This window comes from Neptuniibacter caesariensis (genome assembly GCF_000153345.1).
Classification (GTDB): Bacteria; Pseudomonadota; Gammaproteobacteria; order Pseudomonadales; family Balneatricaceae; genus Neptuniibacter; species Neptuniibacter caesariensis.
Genome location: NZ_CH724125.1, coordinates 541946 through 564582 on the forward strand (window position 1 = coordinate 541946; position 22637 = coordinate 564582).

Here is a 22637-nt window from a genome sequence, read left to right on the forward strand (position 1 = left end):
CCAGGGGAAGAAACGTAGCTTCAGTGCTTCACGCTGGCGGAGAGACACATGTCCCAAATTGAAACCTTCTACGAAGTGATGCGACGACAGGGTATAACACGTCGCAGCTTTCTCAAATATTGTAGCCTGACTGCAGCTGCGCTCGGATTAGGTCCAACCTTTGCTCCAAGAATCGCCCATGCGATGGAGACTAAGGAACGAACCCCGGTTATATGGTTGCACGGGCTTGAATGTACCTGTTGTTCAGAATCTTTTATCCGTTCAGCGCATCCATTAGTTAAGGATGTTGTGCTGTCGATGATCTCGCTGGACTACGATGACACATTGATGGCCTCTGCAGGGCATCAGGCACAAGATATCCTCTATAAGACCATGGAGAAGTACAAAGGTAAGTACATTCTCGCAGTAGAGGGGAATCCTCCGCTTAATGAAGATGGGATGTTCTGCATCTCCGGTGGTAAACCTTTTGTCGAGAAGCTGAAATATGCTGCAAAAGATGCTGCTGCAATTATCGCCTGGGGCTCTTGTGCATCCTGGGGATGTGTACAGGCTGCGCGCCCAAATCCGACACAAGCTGTACCCATTCACAAGGTTATTACCGATAAACCTATTATCAAAGTACCGGGCTGTCCTCCGATCGCTGAGGTTATGACCGGTGTCATCACCTATATGCTGACCTTTGGCAAAATGCCTGAACTAGACCGTCAGGGTCGCCCGAAGATGTTCTACAGCCAGCGTATTCATGACAAGTGCTACCGTCGTCCACATTTCGATGCAGGTCAGTTTGTTGAGGAATGGGATGATGAAGGTGCGCGTAAAGGTTATTGCCTCTACAAGGTAGGTTGTAAAGGCCCTACAACCTATAATGCTTGTTCTACGGTGCGTTGGAATGAAGGTGTTTCTTTCCCGATTCAGGCCGGTCACGGTTGTATTGGATGTTCTGAAGATGGGTTCTGGGATAAAGGTTCTTTCTATGATCGCCTCACCGATATTCATCAGTTTGGTATTGAAAGTAATGCTGATGAGATTGGTACTGCGGTAGCGGGAGGTGTTGGCGCTGCAATAGCAGGTCATGCCGCTATCAGTGCAATTAAACGTGCGCAGCACAAAGGAGATCAGGAATAATGAACAACCCGTTGAATGCAAAAAATCTGGATAACAGCGGTCGTCGAATTGTTGTTGATCCGGTTACCCGAATTGAAGGCCACATGCGCTGTGAAGTGAATGTGGATGAGAACAATATTATCCGCAATGCGGTCTCCACAGGTACTATGTGGCGTGGTCTGGAAGTGATCTTAAATGGCCGTGACCCTCGCGACGCATGGGCTTTTGTTGAACGTATTTGTGGCGTTTGTACAGGTACACATGCCTTAACGTCGGTGCGCGCAGTAGAAGACGCGTTAGGTATTCAGGTTCCACTGAATGCTCACTTGATCCGTCATATGATGGATAAGACTCTCCAGATTCATGACCATATCGTGCATTTCTATCACCTGCATGCACTGGACTGGGTGAACCCGGTTAATGCACTTAAAGCTGACCCGAAGGCGACATCTGAATTACAGCAGATGGTTTCACCGCATCACGCGAAATCCAGCCCGGGCTATTTTAAAGACGTACAGACCCGCTTGAAAAAGTTTGTTGAAAGTGGGCAGCTGGGTTTATTCGCTAACGGTTACTGGGACAATCCCGCTTATAAACTTCCGCCAGAAGCAGACCTGATGGCCGTGTCTCACTATCTTGAAGCCCTCGATTTCCAGAAAGAAATTGTCAAGATTCATACTATCTTTGGGGGTAAAAACCCGCATCCTAACTACATGGTGGGCGGTGTTCCCTGTGCGATCAATCTGGATGATGTGGGTGCGTCTGGCGCTCCAATCAACATGACCAGCCTTAACTACGTTTTAGAGCGTATTCGTGAAGCACAGGAATTTACGAAAAACGTTTATATTCCAGATGTGATGGCTATCGCCAGCATTTATAAAGACTGGTTGCACGGTGGTGGTTTGGCCGCTGAAAACCTTCTTTCTTATGGTACCTACAGCAAAGTGCCTTACGATAAATCAACGGATCTTCTTCCGGCAGGTGCCATTGTGAATGGAAACTGGGATGAAGTATTGCCGGTTGATGTTCGTGACCCTGAGCAGGTTCAGGAATTTGTAGATCATTCCTGGTACAGCTATCAAGGCGGCAAGAAAGGTCTTCATCCATGGGATGGTGAAACCGATCCTAATTTCGAGCTGGGCCCTAATACAGTGGGCACCAAGACCGACATCAAAGAGCTGGACGAATCTGCTAAATACAGCTGGATTAAAGCTCCTCGCTGGCGTGGCCATGCAATGGAAGTCGGCCCTCTGGCACGCTATATCATTGCTTATGCGTCGGGTAAGGAATATGTACAAGAGCAGGTCGATACCTCTTTGGCTGCGTTTAATCAGGCGACAGGGCATGACCTGGGGATCAAACAGTTCTTACCATCAACACTGGGTCGTACATTAGCTCGAGCACTTGAGTGTCAGCTTTGTTGTGACACCATGCTCGAAGATTGGTACCAGTTGGTTGATAACATCAAGGCAGGTGACAGCTCGACGGCTAACGTTGAAAAGTGGGATCCATCCACCTGGCCGAAAGAAGCGAAAGGGGTTGGCATTAATGAAGCACCTCGTGGAGCTTTAGGTCACTGGATCAAAATCAAAGACGGAAAAATTGAAAACTATCAAGCCGTTGTGCCAACGACCTGGAACGGTTCTCCGCGTGACAGCCAGGGCAATATTGGCGCGTTTGAAGCATCACTGCTTAATACGCCAATGGAACGTCCAGATGAGCCAGTGGAAATTCTACGTACACTTCATAGCTTCGATCCTTGTCTTGCGTGCTCGACTCACGTTATGTCGGAAGATGGTCAAGAGCTGACGAAGGTAAAAATTCGCTAACACCTGATAGAGGAGGGAGTAACAATGAGTGACTCTTTAAATCAGCAAACGGGTGGTCTAAGTGACAATAGCGAAACACAGATTACCCGTCGCCAGACCGCGGTATATGTTTACGAAGCACCCGTAAGGCTCTGGCATTGGGTAACTGTATTTTCGGTAATCGTCCTCTGTGTGACAGGATTTTTTATCGGACGTCCATTACCAACAATGCCGGGTGAAGCGATCGATAATTACCTGATGGGGTATATTCGCTTTGCTCACTTTACGGCGGGCTATATCGTCACTATTGGTTTTATTGGCAGGATCTACTGGGCATTTGTAGGCAACAGTCACTCACGTGAGCTGTTCCTACCGAAGCTGTTTAGTGGGAAATTCTGGAAAGAGGTGGGGCATGAACTGCGCTGGTATTTCTTCTTAGAACGTGTACCTAAGAAATATGTAGGGCATAACCCACTAGCGCAATTAGCGATGTTCTTTTTCTTTGTCATCGGTATGACCTTCATGATCGTGACAGGTTTTGCTTTATACAGCGAAGGAATGGGGCATGGCAGCTGGTCTGATCAGTTGTTTGGCTGGATCATTCCTCTGTTTGGGCAAAGCCAGGATGTGCATACTTGGCACCGTTTAGGCATGTGGTTCATTATCGTTTTCATCATGACACACGTCTATGTAGCGATTCGTGAAGATATCATGTCACGTCAGAGTTTGATCTCAACCATGGTGGGCGGCTGGAGAATGTTCAAAGACGACCGCCCGGACTAGTCCATATACGAGGCCCTTGAACCTTGTGTTTTAGGGCCTTTGTTCGTTGTGTCTATTGTTTTGCCGGGAGTCTGATCCCGGCTTTTTTGTTGAGTTAACTGTGAGAGACAAAGATGAAAGAAGACGGGTTACATCGCTTCAGTTTGAAAAAGCCAGAGCATCCCGGCGTTTTTCTTGAGCGTTGTTATCTAATCCCATTACATATTTCTCAGTCCTATCTTGCTCGCGAACTTAGCATTTCAAGGAGAAGAGTGAATGAGATTGTAAATGGTCAGCGATCAATCTCAGCAGATACCGCACTCAAACTCGCACGGTTTTTCCATACCACGCCTATGTTTTGGCTGGAGAAACAGCAGCTATGGGAGCTTTACGAAGCCAGTAAAAAACTGCCGGGTTCCACAGCTAACGCCAATTAATCCAGTAGCTGTAATCGACCCTATGCGATCGATCTAAGGTTTCCTGAAAGGTTTTGCTCGGTGTGGCGCTGCAGCTTACGCCGCTAAATTCAGGTTCAGACCAACCCGTCATACCGCCCATATAATCTCGTCGATACCCCCAGCTACCGCAGGACAAAATGCTGTCATAGCCTCGGTCTCGTTCACAGACGGCACAGGTTTCAAAGTTTACATCGATATGTTCACCTTCTACGCCCCAGGCATCAGACACGTAGGGCGTATCGTAAATTGAAACTGAGGCATCACGGTAAGGCCGGCCTGTCCAGGGTTTGTCACTGTCGTCTATAGGGGTGCGATGTAATCCATAACCATGTTCCAGAGGTGCGTTGTCGTAAAATGGGTTATCAAAACCGTCTGGTATATCGATTTGAATCCGGCTTTCGCCTTGAAAAAGCCGAGCGGTTGTTTCACGGACCTGAATAAGACGGTATCTATCACAACTGGGAAGGTTTAAGCCTTCTACTTTACCGCTGTAGTTATTTTGCAGATGGATTTCTATACCGATACCCGTGGCGTTGTCTCCTGCAATGTACTTGGCTGAGCTTCTGCTACTGTGATACCAGGCTTTAGAAAACACCAGTATGCCGGTTGGCTCATTCTGGTAGGTGACAGGGCAGGCTTTACCAACTTGTAGCTCTGCAGCAAAAGAACTCGATACGACTACACTGATGATGTAGGCTGTTGCGATAGCTATACGTCGTAACATTTTACCTCCGGGCCAAAATCTACCGGCTTAATGTATATACAAAGTATAGCTCATGGTTGGTGTTCTATTTATTTAAAGCCAGGGAGGGGTAATTTAAATGTCTGAAATCCACAACCAAATCAACTATGTAGAGTTTCCCGCGCGTGATTTAGCGGCAGCCAAACGGTTTTATTCGGATCTGTTTGGCTGGACGTTTACTGACTATGGCGATGAATACGCTGCTTTTGAAGGGGCAGGGCTCGCCGGTGGCTTTTACCTTTCTGGACTATCTGCAAGCTCTTCAGAAGGTGGCGCACTGATCGTTCTGTACAGTAAGGATCTCGAAGCCAGTCAGGCGCTTATTGAAGCAGCAGGTGGTCATACCAAAGTGGATATCTTTGATTTTCCGGGTGGACGTCGTTTTCACTTCACCGATCCAAATGATAATGAGCTTGCGATCTGGTCCGATCAGTGATGATTAGGCCAGCTGGTTAGCTTTGCGGTAACGCCCCTGGTAATCGAAGATTCGTTCCTTAACCGACCAAAAATGTTTTTGCTGTCGTGCGATGACGAAGTCCGGAGCAGTCAATAATGACTCATAAGCCAGAGCCTGCTCTATAGATTCGAGTAGTTGAGGGGCCTGGCTATTAGCCACCCTTCGGCCAAAGATTTGATTAAAGCGTTTCTTTGCTGCCGGTTTAGAAAAGTCAAAACTTTCTTTAAGCTCCTCACCCTCTTCACCATGGTAGGTTACCAGCAATTTGGATTCCTTGGTTGAGAGAGAGAGGCCAGAACAGCGCAGCACCATCGCATTTTTAAGTTTAAGGGCATCTTTCAATTGATCGTCGGGGTCTATGATTGCTTCATGACACTGATGGCATTTTCGTGCTGCTATATCATTCTCGGCATTACAATGGGGACAGTCTTTAAAGCGAAAACGATAGTCACATTGTTCCGTCTGCATTTGGCCTGAGTCGTCTTCCAGTAACCCCTGACAACGACGTCCATAATGCTCTGTAACTTTTCCCTCAGCATCGGTTTTACCCCAGAATATATTGGCAAAACCGCAGGAAGGGCAGAATACCTGTACAGGTTCGGTATCGGGTGCAGGGCGCTTCTCACCGACCTCAGGATGGTGGAGGTTAAAGCTATTACCCGCATAGTCGATCACAAGACAATCTTTCTTATCTGGAGCTAAACGTAACCCGCGCCCAACAATTTGTTGATAAAGACTGACGGATTGTGTGGGTCGAAGAATAGCGATCAGGTCAACGTGGGGGGCGTCAAAACCGGTGGTGAGTACAGAGACATTGACCAGAAACTTAATATCGCGGTTCTTAAATTGCTTAATCAGCCTGTCACGTTCAACCAGTGGAGTGTCACCTGTGATTAGTGCAGCGCTTTCAGCTGGCAGATAACCGAAAATCTCTTTTGCATGATCGACGGTGGCGGCAAAGATCATGACTCCTTTACGTTGCTCAGAGCGTTCAACCACCTGTTCAATGATCGAACGTGTCACCCGTTGATGTTTACTAAGCAGTTGGTTGAGGTCTTGTTCTGAATAACCACCAAAGCTGTTCTGCTGTAAAACACTAAAATCATATTGAGCTATCGTTGCATCTTCCATTACCGGTTCTGTCAGGTAATGGTTGCGAATCATGTAACTTAACGGCAGTTCATAGATACAACGTTTAAAGGGTTTGAGGTTCTCACTACGTGCATAGCCTCGGTAGTGGAATTGATAGATCCAGCCAATGCCAAGCCGATAAGGGGTTGCAGTTAAGCCTAATATCTTTAGCGAAGGATTATGTTGTTTTAGTTGACTAAAGATTTTGTTGTACTGGCTTTCATCATTATCGCTGACGCGATGACACTCATCGACGATCAGAAGGGAATATTCGTCACTAAACTTATCCAGACTGGCATTCACCGATTGAACACTGGCAAAAGTGACCTGGTGTTGTTGCTCCTTACGGCTTAAGCCGGCGGAAAAAATCCCGCCAGTCAGCCCATAACTTTCATACTTGGCATGGTTTTGCTCCACCAACTCCTTCACATGGGTCAGAACCATGATTTTTTTTCGGGCTAATCGGGCAAGTTCCGCGATAACAAGGCTTTTCCCCGCACCTGTCGGTAATACTATCACTGCCGGATCGTTTTTCTTACGAAAGTGGGCAAGTGTCGCATCGACAGCTTCTTGCTGATAAGGGCGTAGGGTAAAAGGTAGTGACATAGGGCTTAGTCAGGATGAAAGCGCTGATCATAACCCCTGACCCTATTTGTTAACAAGTTACCACTTCATCATCGGAGCAGGGTTTAGCGGATGTTTTAAGAACCAGCGGCCACCGCGCTTAGCCAGGTTCTTATGGAAATCCGCGTTAGGAAACGCTGCCTTAACTTCCGCTATATAATCTTTACCTACGCCAAATCGAATTACTCCCATAGAGAAATCAACCAGGTCGCCTTTTCTGAAAACTTCTACCAGAGGATAACGACTGTTCTTATAACTTCTCAGTTTATGATGTTCGGTAATCATCAGAGTAAGTTCTTCCTGCCATGAGTCACATCCCGATATTTCAAGGTAATCATGTAAGGGGGGCAAAGAGGGCTCGATATAATCGACAGTGTCTTCGATCCATATACCTATGTCATGGTATGCGGCGGCGATAATGATTTTCTCTTTCTCTTCTTCTGAGCATTCTTTTAATGCAAAACAAAAATGAATCATGCGATATACATGGTTTCGATAGCCTTGGAACTCATCACCAATTGTTTGCTTCCACTCACTTAAAAGGTCTTCTAATAATGGGATCTGTTGTTGAATTTGCATGTTTGCCTCCGTTTTTAGTTATTGTGCCCACACCTTGATTTGCCCAGTAGTGGCGGAAAAGACATAATGAGGGATAAAACAGACATTGGTAAAAATTAACTCGCTATGGAAATCGCACTGATTCACTACCCCGCGGCATTGAAATCTGCTCTTTATGGGATCGAAGAGATGTTGGAGATGGCGAACGCTGTTGGTGGAGATTCTGGTTGTTACTTTGAAGTTAAGCACCTGAATGCTATGGAGATAACCACCTTTAACGAGCGTAGGTATAATTTTGTATTTATACCGCCTGCGCAGGTCAGTAGCTATTACCTAAAACCGGATGAGGCATTGCTTGATTGGCTAAGAGTGCAAAACTTACATGGGGCTGTCATTTGTAGTGCCTGTGCAGGGGCTTTTATTCTTGCGGCGACAGGGCTGACCAAAGAGCATTCTATTACCACCCATTGGGGATTAGCAGAACAACTCAGAGAGCTATATCCAGATCAGCAAATTGATTCCGATAAAATTCTTATCAATGAAACTGAAGTGATTACAGCTGGGGGAATGATGTCATGGATAGATCTCGGCCTGGAACTGATTAAAGTTGGCTTTGATCTGCAGGTCATGCGCAAAGTAGGTAAAAATCTGGTAATTGATACCGCTCCTCGTGATCAGCGGTTTTATCAGCAATTCAGTCCCAATCTAGCTCATGGAGATACTCTGGTCTTATCTGTTCAGAAGCATATTCATACTCAATTTAATTACCCCCTTAAAATCAGGTCACTCGCTGAGGAGTTTAATCTATCAGAACGTACTCTTTTAAGGCGCTTTCAGTCAGCAACAGGCCTCAAACCGAGTGAGTATATTAGCCATTATCGAATCCACAAATGTTGTGAGTTACTGGAGACAACCCGCAAAAGCTTTGAATCTATTGTTTGCGAGATCGGTTATGAAGATGTCAGCACCTGTAGGAAAGCTTTTAAAAGGATTATGGGCTTATCACCTGCTGCTTTTAGAAAACGTTTCACCGATTCTTTCGCTTGATAGAAGCGAACCAATCGTAAACTTGATTGTCTGAAAGCAAAGTTTATTAAGGGGTATCACGATGTTTTCAAAAAGTCTTTATAACGGCGTGCTTGCAATCATGATAAGCGTATCTTCCCTAACCGCCCAAGCTGAGCCGGGTGAATATAATGGTCAATTCAAAGCGGGGGAAAATCCGCTTGTCTGGTCCGAACAAGCATCCGAATGGATTAGTCCTAATCAGTTCTGGCTGGCATTTGCCGAAACTAAAGGAGGCTTAACCTGGGGGCAGCGTACTGATTATCCTGAATACGATCAGGTGAATGAACACGACACTATGATCATTCAGCTGGAATCAGGAAACTGCATGATGGAGTTTTTCCATAGCCGATGGCGTCGTGCGAATGATGTTAGACGTTGGGATCCGCTGTTCAATGAATACGCTGGTTGCCCAGATGTATTTAAGTAACATAAAAAAACCGGCCTGATTAGGCCGGTTTAAAGTATCGCAGCGATTAAGAAGGGGAGTTAATCGTCTGCGTCGTCCTGATCAAACCGGGTCATAAGGTCGCGTAACAAGCCGAAGTTACCATCCAGTTTGTTCTGGGATTCTTCATCTGCGTCCTTGTAGCGAATATCCTGATGGATCAGATTATCTAAAAGGTCTGCACCAAATAGAGAACTATCCTGTAGGAAGCCTAATGCCGGGTTACTGGTGAACTGATCGAAATTGTTCATCATTTGTCCAAGCTGGCGGCCGCCTTCACCAAGGGGGTTATTCATCTGTTGAACTTGTTCATAGGCTGCAACAGCAGAGTAACTTGCCGATTGGGTCATAGTTACATTCAAGTTCATCAATTGAGATTTGTCCATCTCAAGTTCGGTTGCCTGTTCAAAGGCATCCTGAACATCCCCGCCATAAAAATCTTCAGCGATCAGGTTAAGGTCCTGGATCAATGTGGTCAGTGCTTCCAGTTCATCTTCGTTAAGATCGCCTTCTACACTAAAGCTGTAGCTGCTGCTAGCTGAACGATCCAGGCTGAATGAAAGGGCACTTGAATTGCCATCTGAATAGGCACCTAATGAAGCGGTTTCACTGGCTTGGCTATTGAACCGGATGGATACTTTATCGCCTTCACGGGTCATTACATCCATTGAGAACGATTCAGACTTTGAATAGCGCTCGGCGGCTGAGATGGAGGTCTGTCGGATCGGCGCTGTTTCATTACTGTTAGGCGCAAGGCCGGCCAGCGCTTCGAACGTCAGATCCATAGTTTCATCGATTGTTGCCGAAATCTCGGGCGACAACATATCAAGATCTTCAAGAATTTCGGTCGCTTCTTTGAAACCCTTTTCAACGCCTGAAAGCGCTGCCTGGTACATGCGGTCAAGATCCTCATCCGAGGCACCACGTGCACGCGCTTGTTCAAGCCCCTGGGCTACAAAATTAGATATTCTGTTAGCGACTTTTTCCGGGGAGTATTCGTTTGCGTCCAGACCTTTCATCTCTGATACGCTCATACCCGGAATATTTTCTGCCAATTTGGCGACTAACCTATCTGCCGCAGATGCAGAACGCCCACTGCTGTCTTTACCATCAGCAAAACCACCGGTTACCAGCGTTTCCTGGCGTACCTGAGAATATGCTGCCTGGCTGCTTAATAGAACTTGCACGGGTTATTCCTCCACAGACAAAAAAAGGATCAAGCTGATCCTGAGCTGTTTATCATGACTACTGAATAAACTGTTTATCGACCCGAATAGTAAATGCTTTAGTCTTAATATTAGTAGATGAAATTGTTTCAGGTAAAAATATCAGGCTAAGGCTTAAAGCTGGCTGAATAGCTAACTTTTGCTAAGAATTGAGGCTTCAGCCAGCTCGACTTTATCCGTAGGCCCCTTAAGAACGACAATATCACCGCTCTTAAGGCGAGTATCACCTTTGGGGTTGTGATTAGAATGATTCTGCCTTCTGATCATCGCGACCGTAACTTTGAACCTTTCAAGTTTAAGCTCTTTAAGGGTTTTACCTATCTCAGCTGCATCGGTATCGATAGTGACAGGATGAAGTATCTCTTTTGCGCGGCCACTACTATCAATTTTCGAGGAGTGGCGGCCATGGTAGTAGCCATGGAGCATATGATAGCGTTCTGCGCGTACAGTATTGATCTGCTTTTCGATCTTAGTGTGGGGCATTCCTAGCAAAGAGAGGACATGTGAGATCATCATCAAGCTGCCTTCTAATGCCTCGGGAATCACTTCAGTTGCGCCAGCTGTCTGGAATTCATCCAGCTGCGAATCATCGCGTGTTCTAACCAGGATAGGAAGATCAACAAAGCGTGAGCGAATGTGCTTCAGTGCAGGCAATGAAGATTCAGTTTCCGGGAAACTAAGAATCAACATTCGCGCATTTTTTGCGCCAACCGCTTCTAAAATATCGTCACGACGGGCATCACCGAAACAGATATGCTCACCAGCGGTTGAGGCCTCCATAACACGAACCGGATCATTATCGATCGCGATATAGGGTATCTGCGCCTGATCAAGAAAGCGCGCCATGATTTGCCCAACACGACCAAAACCGCAAATGATTACGTGGTTATTGAGATTATGGTTATCGATTTGCGAGCCTGATGGGTCAATCGAATCCTCTTGCTCTAGTTGTTGTTTTGCCAGCAAACCATCGACACGGTGGGTGTGGTTCATAATGATCGGTGTAATGATCATGCTAATGATGATAGTGGCTACCGTCAGGGTATTGATTTCAGGACTAATTAATTGGCTACCTAATGCAAGGGCAAGTAGGGCAAAACCAAACTCACCGCCCTGACTAAGACTGAGCCCGGCTCGAAGAGAGTTCACCAGATCTTTATGAAGAAGACTGCCAATAAATGTAATGATCAGTGTCTTCGCTGTAATTAAGCACAGGGTAAACACCAACACCCAGTACCAGTTCTCAAGCAAGGATTGCAGATCGAGCTGCATTCCGACTGAGACAAAAAATAGTCCAAGCAGTACATCACGGAACGGGCGAATATCGGCTTCAAGCTGATAGCGATAGCGGCTTTCTCCGAGCATCATGCCTGCCAGAAAACCGCCTAGCGCCATGGACAAACCGGCAGCCTCGGTTAGCCAGGCGGCTAACAGTGCCGCAGCTAAAGAGGTGAGTACGAATACATCACTGGAACCACTACGTGCAGACTCATGAAACAGCATTGGCATAACAATATGGCCGATCAGAAGGAGAACAATTAATAGTGTGCCTCCCTCGAGTAACATAAGGGCCACTTGCGATCCATTAATCTCTGAAGCGCCCCCATTGAGTGTAGGAACAACTATCAGGAAAAAGACCGCAGCAAGATCCTGAAAGATGAGGGTGCCAACGGAGAGTTGTCCGTGTGGGGTATCCAGCTCATTTCGGTGTATCAGTTCGCGACTGACTATTGCTGTAGACGACAGGGAGAGGGCGCCTGCAATAACCACTGAGGTTGTCAGTGGCATGCCAATCAAAGTACAGAAGCCTATTATGACCGCTGAGGTGATAATGACCTGCAAACTTCCAAGGCCAAAAACGGCCTTACGCATCGCGATCATGCGTGAAACCGAGAACTCGAGGCCGAGCATAAAGAGAAGGAACACAACACCCAGTTCACTTAGGAATTCAATGCTGTGAACGTCTTCTATAACCCCTAATGCATAAGGGCCTACCAGTGCACCAACACTTAGATAGGCTAAAAGAGGGGGAAGTTGGATACGACGGAACAAGGTTGTGGCAATAACGGCACAACAGAGAATAACCAGAAATTGCTCGAAGAAACCATGTGTCATCGTTATTCCTTAACTTCGACCCGTTTTGATTACCACATCAGGTCATCAGGTATTTTATAATCCGCATACGGATCATCTTCGTCCGGTTCCTCTTCCGGTTCGATACGAATCACATAATCAGGGATACGTTGTTCGATCTTTTCGGCAAACAGGTCTGGCAGTAGATAGAATTTCTCTTCTAAAACGGCAATCGCGAGTTGTCCACGAATCAGCTGTCCCTGGAGAGTGTCGTCAACATAAAGCGTTTTTACTTTCTTATCATAAACAAAGTTATAGGCAACTTCGCCATCCTTAGGCAGTGCGATATGGTGTTGATTGATCATCTGGCGACACTGCGCTTCAATCTCACGGTTGCGGCGTTCTTCGTCCCGCTGGCGATTCAGTTCGCGATCTTTTTCCTGCTTCGCTTTGCGCTGTTGCTCAAGCTGCTGTTGTTTTTCTGCTTGTTCATCAACAACCGCCTGGCCTGATTTTCGTGCTTTGGACGCTTTCTTTTTCTGCTGCCTTTTCTCAGTCTCGGCCTGCTTGGCTTTTTTCTTATCTACCAAGCCCATATTCAATAACTGATCTTTTAGTGAACCTGCCATAACATACTCAAAAAAATTGTGACGAATTATCGCGACACTATATCAAATCAGGCGAAACTGAAGCCAATTTTTCAATGGGGTAATGCGGATAATTAGTGGAAACTCTCCTTGAATAGATGTTGGCTTAAGCTTAATCTGCTTCCCTTTGATTCTTATAGCGTTTTTATCTATGTCTGAACATGATCTGGCACACCCGTTCGAACGATTAACTCCATCATTCCTAATGGATGCGGTTGAAACATTAGGTCACTGGTGTGATGGAAGAACTTTCCCACTCAACAGCTATGAGAACCGGGTATATCAGGTGGGTATAGAAGATCAGGATCCTCTTATCGCAAAATTCTATCGTCCTGATCGATGGAGTAGAGAGCAGATTCTCGAAGAGCATCAATTTGGTTTTGAGCTTGAAGAGCAAGAATTACCTGTAGTTACCCCTATCAAAAATGATTGTGGTGAAACATTGTTCGAATATCAGGGGTTCTTCTTTTCTCTGTTCAAGAGGAAAGGAGGCCATGCCCCTGAACTAGATAATCTTGATAATCTCTATACCTTAGGGAAGACCTTAGGCCGTTTTCATCTGGTTGGCAGTAAAAGCGATTTTAAGCATCGTCCTACGCTGGATAGCCAGAGCTTTGGCCACGAGAGTTTTAAGCTCTTAAGCGAAAACTTCATGCCAAAGCAGCTCAAGCCTGCCTATGACTCTATTTGTAAAGAGCTTCTGCAGGCGATAGATGAAATTATGTTGTCATGTGCGGATGCCCCTTTAATCCGCGTTCACGGTGACTGCCATTCCGGTAATATCCTATGGCGGGATGATCTACCGCATTTTGTTGATTTTGACGATGCGCGGATGGCACCGGCAATGCAGGATATCTGGATGCTGTTATCGGGTGAGCGTTATGATCAGTTGGCGCAGCTATCAGAGATTGCCGACGGGTACAGTGAATTCTATGATTTCCCCACCCGTCAGTTACGTTTAGTCGAGGTGCTTCGCAGCCTCAGGATCATGCATTACAGCGCATGGTTGGCCCGAAGATGGGAAGATCCGGCTTTTCCGCATAACTTCAGTTGGTTTAATACAGAGCGATACTGGGGAGAGCACATCTTGTCACTTAAAGAGCAGCTTTCTAAGCTTGATGAGGATCCTCTGGCCTTGATGTAGGCGAGCCCTCTTCTGTTGCTGCATAGATTTCAATACGGTTTCGCCCATTCCTTTTTGCGGTATAGAGTGCCTGATCCGCCTGGGATACAAGTTCATCGTATACAAAAGTGTCAGGGGATTGTTGAGCCAGGCCTACGCTTACACTGATACTCACCAGGGAACCATAGATAAAAATCGATTTATCCAGCGAATCCCTGATTCGGTCAGCACACTGTGTAGCCTGCTCAAGATCACTCTGAGGCAGGAGCACTATAAACTCTTCACCTCCGTAGCGGCCCAGAAGGTCACTCTCACGGAGGTTATCTCGAATATACTGAGATGCTTGCTGAAGTACTGTGTCGCCCGTTTGATGGCCGAACTTGTCATTTATCTGTTTAAACTGGTCGATATCGATCATCAGCATGGTCAGAGGTTGGTTGTAGCGCACAGCACGGCTGGCCTCTTGTTCAGCTCTGAATTTAAAGTGCTGTCGGTTATATAAACCCGTTAAAGAATCAGTGACTGAACGTTGATAAAGTCTCCGCATTAATACGCATGTGTAAGCGGATAGTGCTCCAAAAGTCAGTGACGCTAACATTCCCCATAGATCCAATAGTGCGTGAGGTACACCGTGGGCATTGATATCGGGTTTTACGCGTGCCTCAAGTTGCCAGCTTCCCCCCGGTATTGCGATAGGGGCAGTGAGGTCCGGTGTAGATTCAACGGTATGATTACCAAAAATTGCCTGCCTTTGATCTGATTGTATGTTTTTGGCGACAATCCTGTAGCGGGCGAGGTTATCTTGCGGAAGAAGGGATATCTCATCAAAGAAAGCGTCTGCATCAATAATGACCGTAATAAACCCCCAAAACTTAGTCTCTAACCCTTCGCGGTCAAAGAGAGGTTTATGGGCGATAAAACCTGATCCACCTTGCGGTAATCTCACCGGCCCGAAGAGGTACATTTTCTTTTCTTCGATTGTTCGTAAAACCACCTCTCTTTGTTCCGGTAGTTCTCTAAGGTTTCCTCCAATGACTGTTTCATCAATCGGTGGGTAGATCTGGGAGATAATGGCATTTGGAGACAGCTGAACCTGACGAATGCTGGTACGAGTAGAGAGGAAACGAGTAGCAAGTACCTCGAACTCCCGCTGCTGGACATTATTATTGAGTAAAAGCAGTGATTCGATGGCATCTAAAATGATCAGGTTACGATCAAGGGCGCGTTGGAAATGCGTGGACATCCTGTCGACTCGCGACTGGACGACATTTTCCAGCTCTTTTTTGTGCACTTCCGCATCAAGCTTAACAAGCCATTTTGAAACCCCGAGCGCCAGGGCAAAAATAAGTAAACCAACCAGCCAGGGAAGTGTACGTAGAAGAATCAGTTTCTGCATATACCCTTCAATTTTTTGCTTATCCATTAATAATAGTCAGCTTTCGCTGGAATGAAGCGTTAGATTGGATTACTGTTATACTGTTTTTATATACAGTGCTTGATATGGTTTTATATATAGCGGAAAAACCCAGCCTCGGTCGGGCTATTGCTGATGCGTTACCTAAACCGCATAAGAAAGCTGAAGGATTCATAACCGCAGCCAATGGTGATGTGGTCTCCTGGTGTTATGGGCATCTTCTGGAGCTGGCGGAGCCTGAAGATTATGATCCGGTTTTTAAAAAATGGCAGACAGAGACACTTCCGATTATCCCTGAGCAGTGGCAACTGAAGCCTAAACCCAAAACACGTAAACAGATTAGTGTCTTAAGGAAGCTTTGCAAAGAAGCTGACCAGATCGTTCATGCAGGCGACCCTGATCGCGAAGGTCAGTTGCTGGTGGACGAAGTCATTGAGTACCTAAAGCTACCTCAGTATAAAAAATCCTCTCTGAAACGTTGCTTAATCAGTGACCTGAATACTCAGTCGGTAAAAAAAGCACTCAGTAATCTAAGAGACAATCGTGATTTTATTCCTCTTTCTGTATCCGCGTTGGCAAGGAGCAGAGCAGATTGGTTATACGGAATTAATTTGACCCGGGCGTACACATTACAGGGGCGCTCAGCGGGCTATAACGGTGTTTTATCCGTAGGGCGGGTACAAACCCCAGTTTTGGGCTTGGTTGTGAGGCGCGATAGCGAGATTGAATCTTTCCAATCAAAACCGTTTTACGAAGTGTTTGCTCAGATGAGTACCGAGCAAGGGGAGCGCTTCAAAGTTAAATGGCAGCCAAGTGAGGCGTGCGAAAAGTGGCAGGACGATGCGGGTCGGGTGCTGTATCGACCATTAGTGGAAAATGTTGCTGCACGTATTCATGGCAAGCAGGGCACTGTCGATGATATCTCATGCAGTAATAAACAGATCCCTGCGCCGCTCCCATATAATCTTTCTGCACTGCAGATAGATGCCAATAAACGCTTTTCATTAAGTGCTCAACAAGTGCTCGATGCCTGCCAGAATTTATATGAAAAACATAAACTACTGACCTACCCAAGATCTGACTGCCGATATATTCCGGAAAATCACCATGCGGAAGCTGCTCAGGTAATCAATGCGGTCATTGCCAATGGAGCACAATTCAGTGCCGTTCAGCAAACTATAGATCCGCAAGTCAAAGGTCGAGCCTGGAATGATAAAAAGGTCGATGCTCACCACGCCATTATCCCAACACAAAAAAAGATGGCGCTTAGTAAACTCCCCAAAGCTGAGCAGCAGGTTTATGAGCTAGTATCCCGGCACTATCTCGCCCAGTTTATGCCCGCTTATCGGTATGCAGAGACAAAACTGAGTGTGGTGATTGAGGGTGGGCTGTTCACGACTAGTGCAAAACAGATTATTGATCCGGGCTGGAAACAGATTATCGGTAAAGCTAAGGGCGAAGAGGAAGAGCCATTATTGCCAAAGCTGGAAAAAGGGCAGCCATTAACCTGTTTGTCGGCCGAGATAAAAGATAAACAGACTCAACCCCCAAAACCTTATACTGACGCCACATTATTGGCAGCCATGACGGGAATCTCACGTCATGTTGAAGATCCTTCCATTCGGAAAATCCTCAAAGACACGGACGGCCTTGGAACGGAAGCAACCCGAGCGGGAATCATTGAATTGCTCATGAAACGGCAGTTTTTGTCTCGTGATGGGAAGATTATAAGAAGTACAGAGACAGGGAAATCTCTTATTGGCGTTCTGCCTGATAAGGCAGGCAAACCGGATATGACGGCACAGTGGGAATCATCTTTGGACTTAATCAGCAAACGCGAGGCCAGCTATAGCGTCTTTATGGATGAGATGGTGATGCAACTGCGTAGCATGGTTAGCCAGTCTGCTACGGTTGATCTTGAGCTGTTAAGACAGATGAAACCGGTTAAAAATACGTTTAAACGAAAGCGTACACGTGCCAAAAAGAAGACTAAGTGAAGCTAACGATACTATGGGCCCATTTTTAGGGTTCTCTGAATGTGATATTTTGACTGCTTATATATCATTCCAAGAGAACTCGCATGGACCTTCTTTCCCTAAATACGTTTAAGGCAGTTGTTGAGTACGGTGGCGTGCAACAGGCTTCAAAGCAGATTCATACCGTTCAATCAAACGTGACAGCACGAATAAAACGGCTTGAAGAAGAGTTACAAACATCACTCTTCTACCGAAAAGGACGTAAGCTGGAATTAACACCTGCTGGTACCGTACTGCTCGAATACGCAGATAAACTCCTCCAGCTTGAAAAGCAGGCAGGTATCGCGGTAAGGCAAGTGGGTCAGGCGGTTGGTGAAATTAGAATAGGCTCGATGGAATCATTTGCTGCTGTTCGAATGCCTGGGTTACTGCAAAACCTGATGAAGGCTCACCCTGACCTGGTACCTAAAGTTCAGTCCTCTACCACTGGGCAACTGGTAGACGATGTTTTAAACCATAAACTGGATTGTGCTTTTGTCGGCGGCCCGATCAATCATCCAGACTTAATCTGTCATCAAGTGTTACTCGAAGAACTAGTCATAGTTTCAGCAAAAAGTACCGATGTGCCCAATGTACTCATTATGTTCCGTGAGGGCTGTGCATATCGTGAGAGGGCAGAAAGCTGGCTTAAAGAGAACGGTAAGATTAACGCAGATGTTATGAGTATGGGTACGCAGGAAGGTATTCTTGGCTGTGTAGCGGTAGGACTCGGCTTTACCCTGGTGCCGAGAAAAGTGGTTGAAGAATCTAAGTATGCTGAAGATCTTGAGATGCAGTTTTTAGATGCGCAATATAGCCAGATCCCTACCTTGTTAATTACTCATAAAGAAGCCGTAGCGATGACCGCTATTGAGACGATGTTATCGATCTTCAGCTCGAATATTCCTGAATGGGAATCTGCAGCATGACTTCCTGAGGCTATGTAAGCGGTTCTATTACTTCATCCAGGGGTGTTGATCCAGGGTTTCGACAATGTGATCAATAAACAGCCTCACCTTTGGATTCAGATGCCTTCTGCTTGGATAGAGGGCGTGTATACCAACGGTTGGTGTTCGATACTCCGTGAGTATTTGTTTTACTTCACCTGTTTTAAGCTCTTCTTCAAAAAAGCCATTAGGTATACGGCCGATTCCTAAGCCGTTAAGCAGCATATCTTTGCAGAAGGTTAGGTTGTTAGCGCGAATTCGAAAGTTAACCGGTACAGGCTTACCATCATTCCAGTTCTCAAAAACCCAATCGGTTGAGTTAAGTTTAATACCGATGCACTGGTGATTGATTAGATCGTCAGGAGTTTCGGGCTCACCATATTTATCCAGGTAATCCTGACTAGCGTACAGATGCGCATGAGCGTCTGAGATCTTTCTTGCAATCAGGCTTGAGTCCGACAGATCACCCACGCGTAATGCCAGATCAATACCTTCTTCCACCAGATCAACAACGCGCACGCTTAATTCAATATCAATTTGGATTTGGGGGTAGCGTTTAATAAAGCTGGAAACAGCATCATTCATGATGAAGATCCCCAACTCTGGAGGCATGGTTATACGCAAACGGCCTTTAGGTTCACTCTGTCTTGATGTGACTGAATGTTCGACATTCTCGAGTTCTTCCAGAAGAGGGCGGCAACGTTTAAAAAGGTCTTCCCCCTCATTAGTCATACTCAGCTTACGAGTCGTACGATTGAGAAGGCGGACACCCAGCTCATCTTCGAGTTGAGCGATCCGGCGACTGATCGTAGATTTTTGGATGCCAAGTTTCTCAGCAGCAGAGGTAAAGCTGTTGTGTTCTATAACCTGAATAAACAGGTGAACATCATTTAAATTCATTACTAAGGTTCACCTGTATCAAGTCACACCAGGTCGGAGCGTTATGGATTAAAGAGCAGTGCACTGACCTGTGGTTGTAAGTACTACTGAAGGTGTGGTTGTCTTAACACTCTCAAAGCTAAGATCGCCTTTGTTGAGGGTGAAGACCGTTGTGTCCATTCCACCCATAACAGGATCTTTTGCTGTGCGGCTTAGCTTCAGCATCGTGTCATTTTGTTCTACAGTAAAACCCGCGACTTTATTGATACTGGCAACTGAACCACTGACCGCAACATGATAACTGCACTTGCCTTCAGGGCAATTACGAATGCTTGGAGATTTCATAAATGGGGCGGTATAGCTGGCTTGCGTATAAGTGCATTGATATTGCATTGATTCAGCAATGGCGAAGCCAGGAATAGCCATTAAACCAGTAAGTGAAATACCCAGCAATGACTGACGAAATCGTTTGTTCATGTTCCTTCCCCGTAGTTTCCTTCTATTAGTCTAGGGCAAATTAGCGCAGTCGTGAACCTTTGCTTACAAAATCATTCAAGGGGTATTTAATCCCAGAGTTTGCATCTCCCTATTCAATAAGGAATGCAAAAGTAATTCACCATCGGTTCCTACTTTAAACACGCCATATTGAGCATTGTCATAGCGTTTCGCTGAACCCTCTTCAAAGAAAAATGCATTCGTCGCAAATCGCATTTGATTGTCTCTTACCCGATACCTGAGCGCCACTTCGTTTGAGTCAGAATTGTTTTCATCTGAAACCCTGATGAATGTGCCTAGGTTATTTTTTTCCAAGGCTACGATGATGAAGCCATCATCAGGAATCTCTCTTTGATGATTATATACATCGGTGACAATGGCGAATCGAAGTCTCATGTAATCGCCTTGCATGAGAGATCTTGGATCAACAGGGGCAAGTTTAAGGACGACTTCTTGGCCTTCACTGAGTAGGCGTTCTTTCTTGTAGATATCCCAGTTTACTGCGCAGATACAAAGCAGAGTGCTGATAATGGCAATGAAACCGAAACGAATGTTAGTAGTGCGTTTTCCTGAAGCGTCTGCCTCAACCTTTGCAAGCTTTTTGACCAGTAATAGTATGCCAAGAAGAACAAAACCGAATATGGCAAGGTAGATTGATTTGGTTAATAAGGTTTCTGACAGGTTGTAGTAGTACCAAGAGAAAAAACTAACAATACTGATAAAGCCTAACGCGGCTAAAGTGATGCGCTGAAGGAAAATGCCTGTGATGAGTACCAGCAAAGAGGCTGTTAGCCCTTGGATAGGTAAGCTGGCAACACCAAACACCGTAGCTAGCAACAGATAAACCCACTTGCGTTGTTGGGCTCCTTCAAAGTGATATTGCTGAGTTATCTTGATTATAAGAAACAGATAACTCATACCTACCACAGTGATGCCTATATAGGGCGCGTAAACATGTAGGATAGAAGGCGAGGCCTGCCGATGAAAGCTCATGATCTCTGAACCAAAAAAACTATGTGAACTGATCTGAATTAACGACAGGGCAAGACCTAAAGTTATCGGTTCTAGGGTATAAGACTTAGACGCCCACCTTTCACTTCGTAAACAAAGCAGTGTAAAGAGGCCGGTAACCACGGCCGTACCCATACCAAAAATACCCATTCGATGCAGATACCATGAGAAAGCAAGCACGCCGAACCAAGTGCTCAACACGCGGTGCAGATAATTAGGCATGATTAATGCCAAAACAGCTTGATAGCTCCCTAAGAATAGGTAAGCGTAGATCTCCTTGAAATCGAATAGATCAAACAAGGCCCAGGCAACCATGAGCTGGCCACATAAGCTGGTAGCCAGAACTAGTTGGCCGATGAAAACGGATTGAGGATTTGCACGCTGAAGTAGATAAGCACCAACACTTGCAGCAATCCCTGCAGTAATGAGTAAGATCTCATTGTCATATCTGAATAGCCAGGTGAAAGCGGTGCCAACAAAGCCAAGCATAAATAGGGCTGCAAACCATCCCGCAAAGCCCTGCATCAGTGATATGTACCATAAGTTTCCAGATACAGGTTCGGCGATAGTTCTATCTAAAAGGCCTTTGTTCTGAAGTCTGTTCCATAGGGAAGTATTAGTTTGCTGAGTCATCGGCCCGCTCCTTTTTTAATTCAGAGTGGAGGTTCCTCAGCCATATTCCCGCCATAGAAGAGCAGAAGATGATATATAGGCTGATAAAAAGAAATGCTCCTCCATCAAAGGCATCTGCCATGGTGTTAATAAGGAAAGCGGTGGAGACTACAACAAGGCTTACGCTAATACCGGCTAGTATCATCAGGTTTAGGTCTTTGTGATAAAACCAATAGAACAGAAAGCCGATGAGTAGGCTATAGATCACTAAATAGAGAGCCTTGTCTTCGAAATCGAAGATCCCCCAAATGGCTAACCAGCTTGCTATGAATCCGCAGAACACTATCAATATCTGAACAGCAATCTGATTTTGTGACCAGAATTGTTTTAGGTAATAGCCAGCATTCAGGAATAGGGCAAGCGTGCCATTGATTGAGAGTAATAAGACCATGGTCAGATCATCATCGATCAGGAAATCGAAGATCCCTCTAAACCTAGAGAAATAGAGCGATATGCTCAGGCTGAGCGTCGCTGAAAAAAATAGCCATAAGGTGCTGGATCCGTGAACGATGGCAAAAGGCAGGATAAACAGCGACCAGATGGCAAACAGTTGCCAGGGATCAGCACCTGTTTGGTAGGTTTGACCTGAAAGCGCCAGTAGAGCACCAATCTGCAAACTAATTAAACTGGCTATAGCGACCGCTTTAATAGGGTCGTTTCGCTTAAAGAAGTAAAAAATTGTGGTTGTGATAATTCCAATTTGAACAAAAGTAAACTTGCTGAGTTTGCTCATCTCTTGCCAATTGAAAGCCAGAAAAAAAATCAGACTTGCACCCAGAGATATTAAGCCTAACCAGAGTAGCAGTTGGGTAATGAATTCGTGCCACTGTTTGGGCGAGGGAAGTGAATCAGCTTCTTTCAAAGCCAAGTGAAGATCAGCGTCTTTAATGAGCCCCTGACGGTGCCAATCGAGAATGCTGTCCCTATCAGAAGGGGATTTGAATATCATGTTCGCAGATTCCCAGGCATCCTGCCGTT

Annotated in this window: 21 protein-coding genes; 10 read left to right on the plus strand and 11 right to left on the minus strand. The window is 45.8% G+C overall.

Annotation, left to right across the window (positions count from 1 at the left end; all coding sequences use genetic code 11):
* The first annotated feature begins 48 nt into the window (after positions 1 to 48).
* The 4 genes from MED92_RS02640 to MED92_RS02655 all read left to right on the plus strand — a co-directional run bounded on the left by MED92_RS02640 (position 49) and on the right by MED92_RS02655 (position 4111).
* Complete coding sequence (locus tag MED92_RS02640; protein ID WP_007019928.1) at positions 49 to 1125, plus strand: hydrogenase small subunit; 1077 nt, start codon at positions 49 to 51, stop codon at positions 1123 to 1125.
* Complete coding sequence (locus MED92_RS02645) at positions 1125 to 2933, plus strand: nickel-dependent hydrogenase large subunit (RefSeq protein WP_007019929.1); 1809 nt, start codon at positions 1125 to 1127, stop codon at positions 2931 to 2933. Before MED92_RS02640 ends, MED92_RS02645 begins: the two co-directional genes overlap by 1 nt.
* A 24-nt stretch (positions 2934 to 2957) precedes the next feature.
* Complete coding sequence (gene cybH / locus MED92_RS02650; RefSeq protein WP_007019930.1) at positions 2958 to 3695, plus strand: Ni/Fe-hydrogenase, b-type cytochrome subunit; 738 nt, start codon at positions 2958 to 2960, stop codon at positions 3693 to 3695.
* Positions 3696 to 3808: 113 nt separating this feature from the next.
* Positions 3809 to 4111 carry a HigA family addiction module antitoxin gene (locus MED92_RS02655; RefSeq protein WP_007019931.1) on the plus strand — a complete coding sequence of 101 codons (303 nt, stop codon included), beginning with the start codon at positions 3809 to 3811 and terminating at the stop codon, positions 4109 to 4111.
* On the opposite strand, the gene MED92_RS02660 is transcribed toward MED92_RS02655, so the two are convergent.
* Positions 4098 to 4856 (minus strand): hypothetical protein, encoded by a 759-nt coding sequence (locus MED92_RS02660; RefSeq protein WP_007019932.1) that lies wholly within the window; start codon positions 4854 to 4856, stop codon positions 4098 to 4100. The two genes, MED92_RS02655 and MED92_RS02660, sit on opposite strands and share 14 nt — an antisense overlap.
* A 97-nt stretch (positions 4857 to 4953) precedes the next feature.
* On the opposite strand from MED92_RS02660, the gene MED92_RS02665 reads away from it, so the two are divergent.
* Positions 4954 to 5310 carry a VOC family protein gene (locus tag MED92_RS02665; protein ID WP_007019933.1) on the plus strand — a complete coding sequence of 119 codons (357 nt, stop codon included), beginning with the start codon at positions 4954 to 4956 and terminating at the stop codon, positions 5308 to 5310.
* A 3-nt stretch (positions 5311 to 5313) separates the two neighbouring features.
* Here the strand turns inward: MED92_RS02665 and radD are convergent, their stop codons facing one another.
* Both radD and MED92_RS02675 read right to left on the minus strand, forming a co-directional pair.
* Entirely contained in the window at positions 5314 to 7068 is a 1755-nt protein-coding gene (gene radD, locus MED92_RS02670) for a DNA repair helicase RadD (RefSeq protein WP_007019934.1), read from the minus strand.
* A 57-nt stretch (positions 7069 to 7125) separates the two neighbouring features.
* Entirely contained in the window at positions 7126 to 7665 is a 540-nt protein-coding gene (locus MED92_RS02675) for a hypothetical protein (protein WP_007019935.1), read from the minus strand.
* Positions 7666 to 7770: 105 nt separating this feature from the next.
* Between MED92_RS02675 and MED92_RS02680 the strand changes: the two genes are divergently transcribed.
* Positions 7771 to 8691 carry a GlxA family transcriptional regulator gene (locus MED92_RS02680; RefSeq protein WP_007019936.1) on the plus strand — a complete coding sequence of 307 codons (921 nt, stop codon included), beginning with the start codon at positions 7771 to 7773 and terminating at the stop codon, positions 8689 to 8691.
* 61 nt (positions 8692 to 8752) lie between these two features.
* Complete coding sequence (locus tag MED92_RS02685; protein WP_007019937.1) at positions 8753 to 9139, plus strand: hypothetical protein; 387 nt, start codon at positions 8753 to 8755, stop codon at positions 9137 to 9139.
* A gap of 59 nt (positions 9140 to 9198) precedes the next feature.
* Here the strand turns inward: MED92_RS02685 and MED92_RS02690 are convergent, their stop codons facing one another.
* The 3 genes from MED92_RS02690 to MED92_RS02700 all read right to left on the minus strand — a co-directional run bounded on the left by MED92_RS02690 (position 9199) and on the right by MED92_RS02700 (position 13085).
* A complete protein-coding gene (locus MED92_RS02690; protein WP_007019938.1) occupies positions 9199 to 10344 on the minus strand; it encodes a DUF5610 domain-containing protein in 1146 nt (381 codons plus the stop codon).
* Positions 10345 to 10515: 171 nt separating this feature from the next.
* On the minus strand, positions 10516 to 12498 hold the full coding sequence (locus MED92_RS02695; protein ID WP_007019939.1) for a monovalent cation:proton antiporter family protein: 1983 nt from the start codon (positions 12496 to 12498) through the stop codon (positions 10516 to 10518).
* 29 nt (positions 12499 to 12527) lie between these two features.
* Positions 12528 to 13085, minus strand: coding sequence for a DUF2058 domain-containing protein (locus MED92_RS02700; RefSeq protein ID WP_007019940.1), 558 nt, complete (start codon positions 13083 to 13085; stop codon positions 12528 to 12530).
* Positions 13086 to 13254: 169 nt separating this feature from the next.
* On the opposite strand from MED92_RS02700, the gene MED92_RS02705 reads away from it, so the two are divergent.
* Entirely contained in the window at positions 13255 to 14247 is a 993-nt protein-coding gene (locus MED92_RS02705; protein WP_007019941.1) for a serine/threonine protein kinase, read from the plus strand.
* Here the strand turns inward: MED92_RS02705 and MED92_RS02710 are convergent.
* Positions 14213 to 15649 (minus strand): diguanylate cyclase, encoded by a 1437-nt coding sequence (locus MED92_RS02710; RefSeq protein WP_007019942.1) that lies wholly within the window; start codon positions 15647 to 15649, stop codon positions 14213 to 14215. The two genes, MED92_RS02705 and MED92_RS02710, sit on opposite strands and share 35 nt — an antisense overlap.
* Positions 15650 to 15726: 77 nt before the next feature.
* Here MED92_RS02710 and MED92_RS02715 point away from each other — a divergent pair, with 77 nt between their 5' ends.
* Together MED92_RS02715 and MED92_RS02720 are read left to right on the plus strand one after the other, a co-directional pair.
* Positions 15727 to 17637: a DNA topoisomerase III gene (locus MED92_RS02715; RefSeq protein ID WP_007019943.1), complete on the plus strand. Its 1911-nt coding sequence runs from the start codon at positions 15727 to 15729 to the stop codon at positions 17635 to 17637.
* An 83-nt stretch (positions 17638 to 17720) separates the two neighbouring features.
* Positions 17721 to 18584, plus strand: a complete 864-nt coding sequence (locus MED92_RS02720; RefSeq protein ID WP_007019944.1) for a LysR substrate-binding domain-containing protein — start codon at positions 17721 to 17723, stop codon at positions 18582 to 18584.
* Positions 18585 to 18611: 27 nt separating this feature from the next.
* On the opposite strand, the gene MED92_RS02725 is transcribed toward MED92_RS02720, so the two are convergent.
* The 4 genes from MED92_RS02725 to MED92_RS02740 form a co-directional block, all read right to left on the minus strand.
* Positions 18612 to 19502: a LysR family transcriptional regulator gene (locus MED92_RS02725; protein WP_007019945.1), complete on the minus strand. Its 891-nt coding sequence runs from the start codon at positions 19500 to 19502 to the stop codon at positions 18612 to 18614.
* Positions 19503 to 19550: 48 nt separating this feature from the next.
* Positions 19551 to 19958 carry a hypothetical protein gene (locus MED92_RS02730; protein WP_007019946.1) on the minus strand — a complete coding sequence of 136 codons (408 nt, stop codon included), beginning with the start codon at positions 19956 to 19958 and terminating at the stop codon, positions 19551 to 19553.
* A gap of 75 nt (positions 19959 to 20033) precedes the next feature.
* The gene (locus MED92_RS02735; protein WP_007019947.1) at positions 20034 to 21620 is read right to left on the minus strand and encodes a GDYXXLXY domain-containing protein; all 1587 of its coding nucleotides are present in this window, start codon (positions 21618 to 21620) and stop codon (positions 20034 to 20036) included.
* Positions 21604 to 22608, minus strand: coding sequence for a DUF2157 domain-containing protein (locus MED92_RS02740; RefSeq protein WP_007019948.1), 1005 nt, complete (start codon positions 22606 to 22608; stop codon positions 21604 to 21606). The genes MED92_RS02735 and MED92_RS02740 overlap by 17 nt, the downstream gene beginning before the upstream one ends.
* Positions 22609 to 22637 lie beyond the last annotated feature (29 nt).